This is a genomic window from Serratia sp. ME47 (assembly GCF_903970925.1).
Lineage (GTDB): Bacteria > Pseudomonadota > Gammaproteobacteria > Enterobacterales > Enterobacteriaceae > Serratia > Serratia ureilytica.
In genome coordinates this window covers 1-15,403 of record NZ_CAJCKE010000030.1, presented here as the reverse complement: position 1 = coordinate 15,403, position 15,403 = coordinate 1, and the positions used below count along the sequence as shown (strand labels likewise).

Annotated in this window: 11 protein-coding genes and 1 riboswitch; of the genes, 5 read left to right on the top strand and 6 right to left on the bottom strand. The window is 60.5% G+C overall.

Annotated features, from left to right (window positions below; translation table 11 throughout):
* Positions 1-26 precede the first annotated feature (26 nt).
* The 4 genes from H7A77_RS21915 to H7A77_RS21900 form a co-directional block, all read right to left on the bottom strand.
* A complete protein-coding gene (locus H7A77_RS21915) occupies positions 27-572 on the bottom strand; it encodes a cysteine hydrolase family protein (RefSeq protein ID WP_033650334.1) in 546 nt (181 codons plus the stop codon).
* 219 nt (positions 573-791) lie between these two features.
* Positions 792-1,829, bottom strand: coding sequence for an ABC transporter ATP-binding protein (locus H7A77_RS21910; RefSeq protein ID WP_182074648.1), 1,038 nt, complete (start codon positions 1,827-1,829; stop codon positions 792-794).
* Positions 1,826-3,409, bottom strand: coding sequence for an iron ABC transporter permease (locus H7A77_RS21905; protein ID WP_182074647.1), 1,584 nt, complete (start codon positions 3,407-3,409; stop codon positions 1,826-1,828). The genes H7A77_RS21910 and H7A77_RS21905 overlap by 4 nt, the downstream gene beginning before the upstream one ends.
* Positions 3,410-3,442: 33 nt before the next feature.
* The gene (locus tag H7A77_RS21900; protein ID WP_147837957.1) at positions 3,443-4,459 is read right to left on the bottom strand and encodes an iron ABC transporter substrate-binding protein; all 1,017 of its coding nucleotides are present in this window, start codon (positions 4,457-4,459) and stop codon (positions 3,443-3,445) included.
* Between the two features lie 411 nt (positions 4,460-4,870).
* Between H7A77_RS21900 and H7A77_RS21895 the strand changes: the two genes are divergently transcribed.
* The 5 genes from H7A77_RS21895 to H7A77_RS21875 all read left to right on the top strand — a co-directional run bounded on the left by H7A77_RS21895 (position 4,871) and on the right by H7A77_RS21875 (position 9,817).
* The gene (locus H7A77_RS21895; protein WP_046687093.1) at positions 4,871-6,490 is read left to right on the top strand and encodes an ABC transporter substrate-binding protein; all 1,620 of its coding nucleotides are present in this window, start codon (positions 4,871-4,873) and stop codon (positions 6,488-6,490) included.
* Positions 6,491-6,631: 141 nt separating this feature from the next.
* Positions 6,632-6,805, top strand: a riboswitch (M-box (ykoK) riboswitch).
* A 75-nt stretch (positions 6,806-6,880) separates the two neighbouring features.
* Complete coding sequence (locus H7A77_RS21890) at positions 6,881-7,903, top strand: magnesium transporter (RefSeq protein ID WP_033643160.1); 1,023 nt, start codon at positions 6,881-6,883, stop codon at positions 7,901-7,903.
* Positions 7,904-8,034: 131 nt separating this feature from the next.
* Positions 8,035-8,127: a protein MgtS gene (mgtS, locus tag H7A77_RS21885; RefSeq protein ID WP_004938109.1), complete on the top strand. Its 93-nt coding sequence runs from the start codon at positions 8,035-8,037 to the stop codon at positions 8,125-8,127.
* 107 nt (positions 8,128-8,234) lie between these two features.
* Positions 8,235-8,414 (top strand): hypothetical protein, encoded by a 180-nt coding sequence (locus tag H7A77_RS21880; RefSeq protein ID WP_004938106.1) that lies wholly within the window; start codon positions 8,235-8,237, stop codon positions 8,412-8,414.
* 26 nt (positions 8,415-8,440) lie between these two features.
* Positions 8,441-9,817 (top strand): cation diffusion facilitator family transporter, encoded by a 1,377-nt coding sequence (locus H7A77_RS21875; RefSeq protein WP_182074646.1) that lies wholly within the window; start codon positions 8,441-8,443, stop codon positions 9,815-9,817.
* Here H7A77_RS21875 and H7A77_RS21870 read toward each other — a convergent pair.
* Both H7A77_RS21870 and H7A77_RS21865 read right to left on the bottom strand, forming a co-directional pair.
* Positions 9,760-10,605, bottom strand: coding sequence for an inositol monophosphatase family protein (locus tag H7A77_RS21870; RefSeq protein WP_182074645.1), 846 nt, complete (start codon positions 10,603-10,605; stop codon positions 9,760-9,762). The two genes, H7A77_RS21875 and H7A77_RS21870, sit on opposite strands and share 58 nt — an antisense overlap.
* A 298-nt stretch (positions 10,606-10,903) precedes the next feature.
* Complete coding sequence (locus H7A77_RS21865; protein WP_147880480.1) at positions 10,904-12,634, bottom strand: ABC-F family ATP-binding cassette domain-containing protein; 1,731 nt, start codon at positions 12,632-12,634, stop codon at positions 10,904-10,906.
* Positions 12,635-15,403: the final 2,769 nt, after the last annotated feature.

Here is a 15,403-nt window from a genome sequence, read left to right as displayed (position 1 = left end):
GGCCTGACAGGCAAATCGCGCGTGTTTTAGAATTTCACCTCTTCCGCCAGCGCCAGCGTCACGAACGGCCCCGACAGGGTCTGGTTATGGTGACGAATAATGGCGTCGGCGCCGAGCGCCGCCGTGTCCGAACAGCTATGGGCATCGGCGGCCAACACCAGGTCAAATCCCAACTCCGCGCCGCGCCGACACGCGGTGTCTACGCAGTATTGCGTTTTCATTCCCGAAATCACCAACCGACCGATGCCGGCTTGCTTAAGCCGCTCCGCCAGGCCAGTCCGGTAAAAACAGCTGGGATGGGTTTTATCGATGAACCAGTCGGCTTGCGCATCGGTGTCGAGATCGGGGTGAACTTGCCACAGCGGACTGTTTACGGCGATAGGTGAACCTGCCGGGCCGGTGTGGCGAATAAACACCACGAGCGCATTCGCCACGCGTGCGGCGCGTATCAACGCATGGGTCTTCGCCAGAAGGGTTTCGGCGGCGAACGGGGGATCGTCCGGCGAGGCGAACAGGCCGACTTGCATGTCGATAACCAGCAGGGCGCTGCGCGGTGCGGGGATAGTTGGCATAGGTCTTCTCCGTAATGAAATTGCCGGCGGGCACGGAGAAATAAAAAACCCCGGCCATGGCTGGCGGGGCTTGGGGATACGTCGTTAGCTGTTGCGCACCCGTGCAGCCCGCCATTGCGTGGCGGTTGCGGTGGTGGTGGTGAGGGCGTGCGCGATGCGATTCATGCCATTGATAATGCGCGGTGGCGAGGGGAACGTCAAGGGTCGCTCCCCACACTCTCAGCCGGTGAAAATATGCGCTTGCCCCATCACGTTGAGACTGACCTGCGCCCCGGGCCGCAGGCCTTCGCGGCTGACGGTTTTGATCTCGAGCTGCGCGCCGTCGGCGGCCATTTGCAGATTGAGGGTGGAGACGAAGCCGGCGAAATCGATGCCGGTGATCACCGCCTGGCCGTGCTGCGCCGGATCGGACAAACCGATTTGAATCTGCTCCGGACGCAGCATGATGCGCGCCGAGCCGCTGCGTTGGCGATCGTCGACGGCGATGCGCCCCAATGCGCAGTCGGCCCAGCCGTGCGCCAGCTCGGCGGTCAGCACCAGCGTTTCGCCAAGGAAACTGGCGGTCGGTTCATCGACCGGGCGCAGATAAAGATCCTGCGGCGCGCCCACCTGCGCCAGCCGACCGTTGCGCATGACCGCCACCTGATCGGCGAACGACAGCGCCTCGCTCTGATCGTGGGTGACCAGGATCGACGCGACTTTGGCCTCCGTCAGCAGTTCGGCCACCGCTTTGCGGGTGGCGGCGCGCAGGCCGGTATCCAGCGCCGAGAACGGCTCATCCAGCAACATCAGCCGCGGTTGCTGCGACAAGGCGCGCGCCAATGCGACCCGCTGTTGCTGTCCGCCGGACAGCTCGTGCGGCCACAGGGCGGCCAGGCGACGATCCAGCGCCACCATCTCCATCAGCGCATCGATGCGACGCTGTTTCTCGCGCTTGCTGCCTTTGAGGCCAAAACCGATGTTGCCGGCGACGGTAAAATGCGGGAACAGCGCGCCATCCTGCGGGACGAAGCCGATGCCGCGCAGGTGCGCCGGCACCCAGCCGCCGCCGTTGCCCATCGCTTGCCCCTGCAGCAGAATTTGTCCGCCGTCGGGGATTTCAAAACCGGCGATGATGCGCAGCAGGGTGGTTTTGCCGGAGCCGGAAGGGCCGACGATCGCCGTGCGGCTGCCGGCGGCAACCTGCAGGTCGATGTGTTCCAGCACCCTGATGGCATTGTAAGATTTTCCGATACCGTGCAGTTCGAGCGTGCTCATAGTCCCGCCGTACGTTTAGATTGAGAGTAAAGAAGCCAGGTGAGCGGCAGCGACAGCGCCACCATAATCAGCGCATAAGGCGCGGCGGCGACATAGTCTATCTCGCTGGTCAGCGCCCAGAAACCGGTGGCCAGCGTGCGGGTGCCGTTCGGCGCCAGCAGCAGCGTGGCGGTCAATTCATTGGCGATCGCCAGGAACACCAGCGCGGCGCCTGCGGCGGCGCCCGGTGCCGCCAGCCGCAACGTGGTGCTCCACAGCGCCTGCGCCGGCGATTTGCCCAGGCTGCGCGCCACGTTTTCCAATTCCACCGGCGCCTGCGCGATGCCGGCGCGCAGGTTGATCAACGCTCGCGGCATAAACATCAGCAGATACGCCAGCAGCAGGGTGATCTCGGTTTGGTAAATCGGCCGGAAGCTGTGAATGGTGATGGTCACCAGCGCCAGCGCCACCACGATGCCGGGCAGCGAACTGGTCACGTAGTTGCAGCCTTCCAGCACCCGGTACAGGCGGGCCGGATAGCGCACCGACAGCCAGGCCATCGGAATGGCGCACAGCGTAATCAGCAGCGCGCCAGAGGCGGACAGCGACAGCGTTTGCCACAGCGCGGGCCACAGATCGGCGTTGCGCCATACGTCGAGGCCGCCCAGCCATAGCCAGCGGACCAGGGTGATGAAAGGCACGCCCAGCGCCAGCGCGGTCAGCGCGATAGGCAGCAGCAGCGCCAGCGCGGCGAGCGGCGCTGACAGGCGACGCGGCGTTTGGCTGCGGGCGCTGCCGGAACCGACGCGGGCATAGCGCGCGCGGCCGCGGCTTATCGCCTCAAGCAACAGCAGCCCCAGGCAGCACAGCACCAATACGCCGGCCAGCATGTTGGCCGCCGGGCCGTTGAAGGTCGACTGGTACTGATCGAAGATGGCGGTGGTGAAGGTATCGAAACGGATCATGGCGTACAGGCCGTACTCCGCCAGCAGGTGCAGCGCGATCAGCAGCGAACCGCCCCAGACCGCCAGCTTCAGCTGCGGCAACACCACGCGGAAAAACACCGCCGGCGGCCGGGAGCCGAGCGAGGTGGCGACGTCTTCGATACCGGGATCCAGACGGCGCAAGACCGCGGCGGCCGGCAGGTAGATAAACGGAAAATAGGCGAGCACCGAGATGAAAACGCCGGCGCCCAGGCCGTGCATCGACGGCACCAGACTGATCCAGGCATAGCTTTGCACAAAGGCCGGCACCGCCAGCGGCGCGGTCGCCAATACCGCCCAGAGACGGCGGCCCGGCAGCGTGGTGCGTTCGGTCAACCAGGCCAGGGCCACCCCCAGCACGGCGCAGATCGGCAGTGTCAGCACCACCAACAGCAGGGTATTCAACAGCAGTTCCGCCACGCGCGGGCGGAAAACCAGAGCTTTGACCGTTTGCCAGCCGGTTTCAAACGCCACGCCGATAACGAATCCCAGCGGCAGCAGCGCCAGCAACGACAGCAACACGGCGCAGGCCACCACGATCGGCCCCGGCCGCGGGTGACGAGGGATAGTGGAATAACGCCGCGCGGTCTGCGCGGCGTGGGTACTCAGGTTTGACATAACGATCAAAAACTCTCGGTTTGCCGGCGGGCCTTACAGCAGGCCGGCCTCGGTCATCAGTTCGACAACTTTCTTACTGTTCAACTGCGCGGCGTCTACCTTCGGCGCGTCCAGATCTTTCAGCGGCACCAGTTTCGGGTTGGAAGCCGCACCGACGCCGACGGCGTATTCGAAGGCATTATTGGTGCGCAAGATCTCCTGGCCCTGTTTGCCGGTGATCCACTTGATGAACGCCTGCGCCTGCTGCTGATGCTTGCTGGAAGCCAGCACGCCGCCGCCGGAGATGCTGACGAATGCGCCCGGATCCTGATGTTTGAAGTAATATAGCTTGATGTTTTTGCTGTTCTCGCCGGTTTTAGCGCCGTCGACGAACGGGTAGTAATGATAGATCACGCCGCTGTCGATCTGGCCGGCATTGACCGCTTTCATCACCGTGCTGTTGCCTTTATAGGCGGTAAAGTTGGCTTTCATCGCTTTCAGCCAGTCCAGCGTTGCTTGCTCGCCTTTCAGCGCCAGCAGCGCGCTGACGATCGCCTGGAAATCGGCGCCCGATGGCGAAGCGGCCCAGCGGCCTTTCCATTCCGGCTTGGCCAGATCCAGCAGCGACTTCGGCAACTGCGCGTCGGTCAGTTTGGCCGGGTTATAGACGAATACGGTAGAGCGGGCGGCGATGCCGATCCAGCGGCCGTGGCTTGGGCGATATTGCGGCTCTACCTGGGCCAGCGTGGCGGCGTCGAGCGGGGCGAACAGCTTGGCGTTATCCACCAACACCATCGCCGGGGAGTTTTCCGTCAGGAACACGTCGGCAGGCGAGGCGCTGCCTTCCTGCACCAGCTGATTGCCCAGTTCGCTGTCGCCGCCGTTGCGCAGCGTGACTTTGATGCCGGTGTCTTTGGTAAAACCGTCGACCCAGGATTTCACCAGATTTTCGTGCTGGGCGTTGTAAATAACGATGCCCTGGTCGGCGGGGGCCGCCTGAGCGCCGAAGGCCAGCATCATCGAGGAGGCGAGCAGGGCCACGGGGCCGAGGGATGAAATACGCAGCTTCATGCAGTTATCCTTTTTAGCGTTCGAATGAGGAAAACGAATATCGCCTGGCAAGCGCAAGCAGCCCGATTTTAGCCAAGAACATCCATAATGATAGTGAAAACGATTCGTATTAAATTATTTTTGACGATCGCTCACAAAATGAATTGCCCTAAGGATACGTTAAGCTTCGGCTGGAATAATCTGTACTGATTGCCCGCATTATTTCTCTCCCTGCTTTCAAGATGTTGGTTCGGCCATGCCGGCCTTTGCACCCGCTCTGTTGTTTATCGCCATCCTTTATCCAGTACTTCTTTGATAATGAAAGAAATTCAACACCGCTTTTGGTTATGACTCATAGCAATTAATGATTTAATTTATTCCACTGCCACATTGCATATTGAACACGATAAAACACTCATCAGGGATATCGACGTGAAATATTCATTCAATGGCAAGAAACTGGCTGGTTTAATCCTCCTGGCTTTAAACGCAACGATCGCTCAGGCGGCGGAGGTGCCAACGGGCGCTAAACTGGCGCCGGTACAGGAATTGGTGCGCGCCAACGGGTATGAACCGGCGACGCTGGATCCGAACCTGGCCGAGAGCAATGTGGAGTTCTACATCTTCAACGATCTGTTCGAAGGTCTGCTGCGAGTCGGAAAAGAGGGCGAAGTGATCCCGGCGCTGGCGCAGAAATGGGAGCACCAGGGCAACGTCTGGACTTTCCATCTGCGGCCGCAGGCCAAATGGTCGAACGGCGATCCGGTGACCGCCGACGATTTCGTTTACAGCTGGCGGCGCCTCACCGATCCGAAAACCGCGTCGCCTTACGGCAGCTATCTGGCCTCGGCCTATGTGCTGAATGCGGCGGCGATCAACGCCGGCAGCAAACCGCCGAGCGAGCTGGGCGTTAAAGCGCTGGACGCGCACACCTTGCAGGTGACGCTGTCTGAGCCCAACGCCTACCTGCTCAAACAACTGGTGCATTTTCCGGTTCTGCCGGTCAACCGCAAGGTGGTTGAGCAATACGGCAAAAACTGGACTCAACCGGCGCATTTTGTCGGCAACGGCGCGTTTCGTCTCAGCGAGTGGGTGGTGAACGAAAAAGTGGTGGTGGAACGCAATCCGCAGTATTGGGATAACGCCAACACCGTGCTCAACAAGGTGACCTTCCTGCCGATTCAGGGGTTCCCGGAGGTGGCGCGTTTCCGCGCCGGCGAGGTGGAATTGGGCTATACCACGCCGCCGGAACTGTATCAGCAGCTGAAAAAAACGCTCGGGGATCAACAGTTGGTGACCTATCCGCTGCTCTCCACCAGCTATTTCGCCTTCAACAACCGCCAGACGCCGTTTAACGACGTGCGGGTGCGCCAGGCGCTGAACCTGGCGCTGGACAAAGAGATTATCGCCGGCAAGGTGCTGGGATACGGCCAGCAGCCGGCCTGGACCTTTACTCCAACGGGGGCGGGGGGCTATCGCCTGCAGGCCGGCGCCGCGGCCGGTTTGACGCCGGAACAACGCCACGCCCAGGCGAAAAAGTTGTTGGCGGAGGCCGGTTTCAACGCCGAGCATCCGCTGCGCTTTACCGTGTTGTACAGCAATGACGCCACCATCAAGAAGATCGTCATCGCCGCCGCCGCCATGTGGAAAAAGAACCTCGGGGTGGAGGCCGGCTTGCAAAGCCAGGAGCGCAAAGTGACGCTGGATAATATCAACCGCGGCCAGTACAGCGTAGCCTTTACCCGCTGGCTGGCGGATTACGACGATCCTTCTACCTTCCTGAATGTGTTCCGCGCCGACAGCAGTGAGAACAGCCCCAAATACCGCAACCCGGAATACGATCGCATTCTGCATCAGGCGACGGCGGCGCCGACACCGCAGCAGGTGCAGCAGTATTTCCAGCAGGCCGAGGCGGTGCTGGCCGTCGATACGCCGGTCGCGCCGGTGTACTACGAAGCCAACGCCACGCTCATCAAACCCTACGTCAAGGGGATCGACTTCACCCGGCAGGGCGCCCTATACGATAAAAACGTCTACATTCTCGCGCACTGATAAATAAAAAACGGCTGATTTATATCAGCCGTTTTTATAGATTCGCGTTTAATAAAAATATCCTAAATACTCCATAAACGACGGGCAATCTTTTCTTCCCGCCGGATAAAACAACGCCTATACTGCGCCGGTAGTTTATATGCAGTATCTCGTTTGGCGAGGCTCCTATACAAACACAGGTTACTGATCTGACGACATCGAGAGATGCCCAAGGTTAAGACAGGCTTTATCGGATTAAGGTTCAGCCCAAAGTAACTTCCGAGCAACAATTCGGATACGTTGTATAGTGCTAAAACCTGGACGCGGAGATAGGCAGTCTGCACTCCCTCTGTGGTTACGCCCCTATGCGATTCGCTGTTGAAGTTCACAACAGAAATAGGGACTGACAAAATGATCAAGTCACATCAATACTCTTCTTCTCCGGCGCTGCGCGCGACTGAAACTCTCGATGAAACTTCGGTCGCCGGTTATATGAACGCCGATTTTATTACCGTTCCCGCGACGATGACGGTCACGCATGCCCGGGAATATTTACTTTCACAGCTAAAAACGGACGAAATTCCCACCCGGGTCTTTATTACCGCAGACGATTATCATTTGCGCGGCACGCTGTCGGTGAAAAAACTGCTGCAGTGCGAAGAACAGGATAAAGCGGTCGGCGTAATGATGGATTACAGCTATTTCCAGGTTTCACCGGACGACGATCGCAACGACGTGGCGCATCTGCTGGGCAAAGGCGGTTTGGACGTGGTGCCGGTCGTGGCGAACAACACGCTGGTCGGCGTGCTGGGCGAGCGTGAGATCGCTCGGCTGGTCGAAGATGAAAACACCGAAGACGCGCAGCGTCAGGGCGCGAGCCTGCCGCTGGACAAGCCTTATCTGGAGACCAGCCCGTGGGCGCTGTGGCGCAAACGCTCGGTGTGGCTGCTGATGCTGTTCGTGGCCGAAGCATACACCGGCAACGTGCTGAAAGCGTTTGAAGATCAGCTCGAAGCGGCGATTGCGCTGGCGTTCTTCATCCCGCTGCTGATCGGCACCGGCGGCAACAGCGGCACCCAGATCACCTCGACGCTGGTGCGCGCCATGGCGCTGGGCGAGGTCAGCCTGCGCAATCTGGGCGCGGTGATCCGCAAAGAGGTCACGACCTCGCTGCTGATCGCCGTCACCATTGGTCTGGCGGCCTGGGTGCGCGCCTGGATCATGGGCGTCGGCATGGAGGTGACGCTGGTGGTCAGCCTGTCGCTGGTGGCGATCACCGTATGGAGCGCCATTGTTTCGTCGATCATCCCGATGCTGCTGAAACGGCTCGGTATCGATCCTGCGGTGGTGTCGGCGCCGTTTATCGCCACCTTTATCGACGGCACCGGCCTGATTATCTATTTCAAAATTGCCCAGCACGTCCTGGGAATTTAAACGGGTCCCGCGCTTGAAAGCGCGGGAATGTTGAAAAAAGAGGAGGACGTTAAAAAACCATGGATACCGACCAACCCCGATATTTAACGCAAGGGGATTTTATCGATAACATTTAACTTGAGGACAAAACAATGGGAAACATGACTATTTTTATGGGATTCCTGGCAATGATCAGCTCACTGGGCCTGTTGGCGGCCTATATGAGCACCAAATGGGATGATTGATGAACGCTAAAGATCCGCCTAGATGCATCCTCCCCGTAACCGCGATTTATTATGGGGAGGATTTAGCGGCGCGCTGAACGCGCGGCCTGATACGGGAGTTGATAATAATGACGATTCTTATTCTGGGATTGCTCTACGCCATTTTAATGATTTCGGTGGGGGTGAATGAGATTTATTTTTATTCCACCGGAAAATCCAATTTTCTTACTAGCCTCATGCTGACTTTCTCTGGCAGTATGCTGCTGATCGCCTTTGTCTGGCAATTATCCTCTAAAGTAAAAAAATAAATCACCGTCCGAATGTGAGCAGCATAATGCAAAATGAAAAACAGGCCGTGGCCAGAAACTCGATGATCGCCAGCGGGTTACTGGCCACGGGCAAATTCGTCGCCGGCATTTTTACCGGCAGTATTGGCCTGATATCCGAAGGGATCCACTCTTTCACCGATTTTATCGCCACCAGCATCACCTGGCTGGCGGTGCGCATCAGCGATAAACCCGCCGATGACGATCACCACTTCGGCCACGGCAAGGTGGAAAACCTGGCGGCGCTGTTCGAGGTGTTGCTGTTGCTCGGCGCCGCCGGTTGGATCGTCTACGAGGCGGGCGGCAGCCTGCTCGGACAACCGCATGAGATAGTCGCGGCGCCGGTGGTGATCGCGGTGCTGCTGATTTCCATCTGCGTCGATTTTTTCCGCGTGCGGGCGCTCAACCGCGTCGCCAAGGCGACCGACAGCGCGGCGCTGGAGGCGGATGCGCTGCATTTCTTCTCCGACATGCTTTCGTCCGGCGTGGTGCTGCTGGGCATGGTGTTTGTGCTGCTGGGCTTTGGCCGTGCGGACGCCATCGCCGCGCTGATCGTCGCCGGTTTTATCTTTGTCGCGGCAATCAAACTGGGTAAACGTTCCTTCGACTCGCTGATGGATGCTGCGCCCGCCGGGGCCACCGAGGCGATTCGCGCCACGCTGGACAGCTTCCCGGCGGTGCTGGCCTGCGACAGCGTGCGTATTCGCAACGCCGGCGCCGTACTGTTTGTCGAGATCACGGTGGCGGTGTGCCGCACCTTGCCGCTGGAGCGCATCGATGCGTTGAAGCGAGAAATCGTCGAACGGCTGCGGCAGCAGTATGCCAAGGCGGAGTTTACCGTCATCGCGGTGCCGCAGACCCGCAGCGACGAAGACATGGCGACGCGCATTCGGGCGATCGCCGCCAATCACGGCGCGCAGGTGCAGAACGTCACCTTGCAGCAGTTGCCGACGCACATGGCGATCGGCATGGATCTGGCGGTGCCGGCCAACGCCAGCGTGGCGCAGGCGCATGATATCGCCACGGAGATAGAAGGGATCCTGCGTCAGGCGATCGGCGAGGACACCGAGATAGAGACCCATCTGGAGCCGCAGACGCCGCACTGGCTGGCCAGCGAGGATGTTTCCGCCGCCGAGCTGGCCGATATCAGGCTGATTTTGCAGTCGGCGCTGGAGCAGGGGGATAAGGTGCAAGACGTGCACAACATCCGGGCGCGCAGAACCAACGGTGGCATCATCGTCAACTTCCACTGCCGGGTGTCGCCGGCGGTAACCATCGCCGCCGCGCACGATGCGGTCGATCGGGTCGAGCGGCGGCTGCGCGCGCTTTATCCGGCCATCTCACGCGCGATAGGGCACGTCGAGCCGATCAAGCCCGGCGTTTGAATCAGCTCGGCCAATTGCGGATAGAGCGCCGCGTTGGCCAGCAGCAGCGGGTTGCCGCGTCGCAGCCCGTTGTGGTGCATAAAGTCATTCGCCACGCCGCCGGCTTCGCGCGTCAGCACCAGCCCAGGCAGGCTGTCCCAGGCATTCATGTGCGGTTCGTAATAGCCCAGCAGCCGACCGGCGGCCACCTGGGCGGTCATCAACGCGCCGGAACCGCTGCGCACGAACATGCCGCCCGCCTGCAGCAGGCGACAGAGAAAACCGCTGAATTCCGCCGCCGAGGCGCGCGGTGATATCCCGACGCCCATCACGCCATCCGCGACGCTGCGCCCGGCATGCACGCCGATCGGTTCCCCGTTGAGGAAAGCGCCTTGGCCGCGGCAGGCGCGGAACATCTCGCGGTGATTGGGATCGTAAACCACGCCGATCGTCGGCTCACCGTCGATCACCACGCTTATCGCGATACACCAGGTATGCAGCCCGTTCAGGAAGCAGGCGGTGCCGTCGATCGGATCGACGACCCAAAGGCAGGCCGCGCTATCGTTGGTGCTGCCGCTCTCTTCGCCGAGAAACCCATCCAGGGGAAAGCGCCGGTTAATCATGCGGCGGATCAGCGCCTCGACGCGGCGGTCGGCCTCGCTGACCACGTCCTGCAGGCCCTGTTTAAACTCGACGGCCAGGCTTTGCCGGCGTTGGTAAAAGCTGAAGGCGAGATCGGCGGCGGCGCGGGCGATCTCACGCGCGAAGCGGTAGCGCGCCTCGATGTCCCGTGGAGAGAGTGACGTCATGGAGTGCCTGATAACGAAAAAAAGGAATGGCAATAGCCTGCCAGAGAATGATGAAAGTAATGTGTCGCTCAGCGCTGCGGATAACAAAAGCGCTGCGTGTCGCGCCTCAGGCCGCCGGGCGGCCTGTGAGATTGATGACAAACCTTATACCCTTGCCGGGTTGGCAGAGAGCACCGAATAAAAAACAAGGAAAATCAATTTATTGATTTTCGGCTGATCACCACAAAGAGGGGAAAAACCACGCTTTTTCCCCTCTTTGTCAATAGCCTGACAGGCCGTCGGGCGGCGGCCTGTGGGATTAGCCCAGATGCAACCGGGCGGTGATGTCGGCAATCTCGCGGCGCCAACGCGCCTGAAGCTCCGGTTTTTGATGCTTCGGTTTACGCGCCAGGTCGGCCTCCAGTTTGCTTTCGAGGGCAAACAGGGCGGTCAGCAACGCCTCTTCGCCTTCCAACTGCGGGTTTGGCGTCGGGGCGTCTGCGTTGGCCTCGTGCGCCGTCGGCAGCGCCGGCGTTTCGCCCGCCAGACGCTGGTACACCGGCGCCAGATCGTGCCACTCCTCCAGTTTTTGTTGGTCTATCAGCCAAAAGCGGTTGCAGCTCTGTTCGATCAGCATCCGATCGTGGGTGACCAGCATGACGGCGCCGGGGAACTGACGCAGCGTTTCCGCCAGCTCCTCTTTGCCCGCCATATCCAGGTGGTTGGTGGGCTCGTCCAGCAGCAGCAACGAATGGTTGGCCAGCGTCAGGCCGACAAACAGCAGCCGTGAACGCTCGCCGCCGCTCAACGAACGGATCTGCTGATGGTGGCGCAGGTAAGGGAACCCGGCGCCGATCAGCGCCATTTTCCGCTGTTCCTCGGTCAGCGGCGCAAACTGCGCCAGCGCTTCGCTCAACGTATCTTCATCGCGCAGCTGTTGCAGGCTCTGATCGTAATAGCCGATACGCACGCGCGGATGGAACAGCGCCGGGCGCTGCGTTTGTTGCTGATACTCGCGCCACAGCAGGCGCAACAGCGACGATTTTCCGCAGCCGTTGCGCCCGACGATGGCGATGCGATCGCCGCTTTTCACGCGCAGATGTTCCAGGCTGAACAGCACCGGTGCATCCGGTGCCGGGCGCACCGCCCAGTGCGGCAGCGCCAGCAGGCGATCGGCGTCCAGCGCTTCTCCCTGCAGCCGCAGCCGCCATGGACTGCCGGCGGTCAGGGTGGTCTGTTCTTCCTTCAACCGATCGACGCGCTTCTCCATTTGCTTGGCCTTGCGCGCCAGATCTTCGTTGTCGTAGACCTTGCCCCAGGTCGCCAGGCGCTTGGCGCTTTTTTCCACCCGGTCGATTTCCTTTTGCTCGGCGTGGCGCCGCTGTTCGTCCGCGGCGTCCTGTTCCGCCAGCGCGGTGCGCGCCGCAGAGCAGGGCAAACGGAAGAACTGCAGCGTTTTGTCGCGCAGGATCCAGGTGCAGTTGGTTACCTGGTCGAGCAGGTAGCGATCGTGCGACACCAGCACGAAGCTGCCGATCCAGTTACGCAAGAACTGTTCCAGCCACAGCAGCGTGGGCAGATCCAGGTGGTTGCTGGGTTCGTCGAGCAGCAGCAGATCGGGCTGGCGGATCAGCGCGCGCGCCAACAACAGCCGCGTATGCTGGCCGCCGCTGAGGGTGCCGGCGGTCAGCGTCCAGCTCGCCGGTTCAAACCCCAGCTCGGCCAGTAGCGCTTCGCAGCGCCAGCGTTCGCTGAGGTGTTGGCCCGCAGGCAGCCGCGCCAGAACCGCATCCAGCAGGGTGCTGGCGTGCAGTTCCGGCGGCAGGTGCTGCTCGATGCGCGCCATCAGACATTGATGTGACAATGTCACCGTTCCGGTGTGCGCAGGCAGGTCGCCGCTGAGAATTTGCAGCAGGGTGCTTTTGCCGCAGCCGTTATCGCCGATCAAACCGATGCGGTCGCCTTTTTTCAGGCTGAAGGAAATCTCGCTCAGCAGGATGCCGAACGCGTTGTCGTAACCGACAGATTGTGCAGACAGTAATGTGCTCATTGCTTACTCAAGAGTTACAGGCATGACAATGCCTATCGTCAAACATTGCTGACGATAACCCGGTAAGCCGGAGGGAAGATCCTGGATTTTAGTAAGCTTCGCTCAAGCTGGGTTATCGCAGCGCGATACCGGTAATGCTTGAGCGGCGACGATTACCAAAGAAGTGTGAGTGAAAAACCAATTCACACGTCAGCATAGTAAGTCTCCTTTTATTGGTTGCAGGTTAATCGGTGGCTGGATTATAGAGCGCTTCATGCCGTATCGCCAGTGTAAAAGCGCCTGAATAATCAGCAAGCTAAGGCGAGCGCGGGCGCGTGGCACACAATGGGAATAATTACTGTATTTCGGCCGACATTAAGCAGCTATTATAATTAGCGTTTATGGTTAAGCGACGGTTCATCCGCCGCCTGTTCGTCTGTCTATCAGATAATGATGCTGAGCACTGAATTTATGTTAAAGCCTCGCCCGTTCCTGCTGTTGTTATTATTGCTGTTGGGTATGCAACTGACGCCGTTCGCCGCCGTCGCCGCCACCCAGGATGATCCCGCCGCCGAAAGCGCGCCCGATCCCGCTACGCAGTTGAAAGCCGCGCAAAAGCAGTTGGACAGCATGAAGCAGCTGGTTTCCAAAGCGACGACCGACACCCAGCTCAGCAAGCTGCGGTTGGCGACGGACGATCTGGTCGCCAGCATGGATAAATTGTCCGCCGATCTGCAGCCGGTTCAGGAAAAACTGCAGGCGCAGCTGGACGTGCTGGGGCCGGCCCCGGCGGCCGGTGCGCTGCCGGAAACCCCGGCCGTCGCCCAGCAGCGCAATGCGCTGAACAGCAGCAAGAAGCAGTTGGACGATGCGGTAAAACGCGCGCAGGCCATCAAGACCAGCGCCTTCGACCTGGGCCAGCAGATCAGCGATCTGCGTCGGGTGGCGTTCAAAACCCAGCTGGCGCTGAACACCGGCAGCATTTTGGGCGTCAAATTCTGGACGCCGGTCGTGCAGCCGTCAGCGGATGACGTGCAGCGGCTGGACCAGTTCAACGCCGAGATGAAAGCGGCCTGGGACGCCAGTTGGCAGGACGAATGGCGGTACGGCACGCTGGCGTTGCTGGCGCTGGCGGTGATCGTCTGGTCCTGGGGGCGCTATTTGTCCGAGCGTTTCCTCGCCTGGGTCAGCATTCGCTTCCTGCCGGACGGGCGCCTGCGCCGCAGCTTTATGGCCATCATCACCGTGGCGGTGACGGTGATCACCACCTCGATTGCGCTGAATCTGCTGTATTACGTCTTTATCCGCGTGCAGCCGCTGCCGGTCATGCTGGAAGACTTCGCCGAAGGCTTTAACCGTCTGGGGATTTTCTGCGCGCTGATCGCCGGGCTGGGGCGTGCGGCGCTGTCGCTGAATCGCCCGTCCTGGCGTTTGGCTTCGCTGGACAATGAAGTGGCCGCCGGGCTGCGTTACTTCTCGCCGCTGCTGGCCGGTCTGGCGCTGGCGTTCGGCACCGTGGAGCTGATCAACAACGTCGTCAGCGCCTCATTGGCCACCACCATCTTCGGTAACGGCCTGGTGGCGGGGCTGATCGGTATGGTGCTGCTGGCGGCGCCGCTGCGCGGCCAGCGCATTCGTCGCCGTCTGGAGCAGCAGGGCGCGCACCTGGAAAAACGCACGCTGGTCGGCGGGCTGGTGCATATCGTCACCCTGGTGTGTTCGGTGGTGATCCTGCTTTCACTGCTCGTGGGCTATATCGCTTTTGCCCGCTTCCTGACCTACCAGCTCATCTGGGTGGTGCTGGTGCTGATGGCGTTCTACTTCATGGTGCTGTTCGCCACTGACCTGTGCGCCGCGCTGTTTTCGCCGCAGACCGTCAGCGGCAAGATGCTGAAGAAAACGCTCAGCTTCAAGGATCGCCATCTGGAGCAGGTGGCGATCATCACCACCGCGCTGGCCAAATGTTCACTGTTGCTGTTGATGATCGTCGCGTTGTTCAACGGCTCGTTCGGCAGCACCACGCCGGGCTCGCTGATGGAGAAAATCGTCTCGATCCTGACCGGCGAAGGGTTGCAGCGTTTCAACATCGTGCCAGGCAACCTGCTCAACGCCGTGATCTGCCTGGCGATCGGCATCTACATCCTGCGCGCGGTGCGGCGCTGGCTGGGCTCTGAGCTGCTGCCGAAGACCATTTCGGACGTCGGCATTCGCGCCTCGCTGGTGACGCTGTTCAGCAATATCGGCTATGTGCTGGTCATTCTGATCACCCTGGCGGCGCTGGGCATCCAGTGGAGCAACCTGGCGTGGATCGTCAGCGCCCTGTCGGTCGGTATCGGTTTCGGTTTGCAGGAGATTGTGAAGAACTTTATTTCCGGCCTGATCCTGCTGACCGAACGCCCGGTGAAGGTCGGGGATATGATCGGCATCGGCGGCGTGGAAGGCGACGTGCGGCGCATCAACGTACGCGCCACCGAAATTCAGCTCAGCGACCGTTCCACCATGATCGTACCGAACTCGCAGCTGATCTCACAGAACGTGCGTAACGCCACCATGGGCAACGCGCAAGGCGTGGTGACCATTGCGCTGACGTTCCCGACCTCGATCGATCCGGAGCAGGTGCGCAATATCCTGCTGAGTGCTTACAACGAGTACGAAACCATTCTGGAGACGCCGGCGCCTTACGTGCGCTTCAGCCAGTTGGGGCCGGACGGCATTATCCTGAGCGTGACTGGCTATGTGCCGAGCCCGCGCATGATGTCGGAAGAGCGTCGTGTAGGGAAGGAGTGGAGG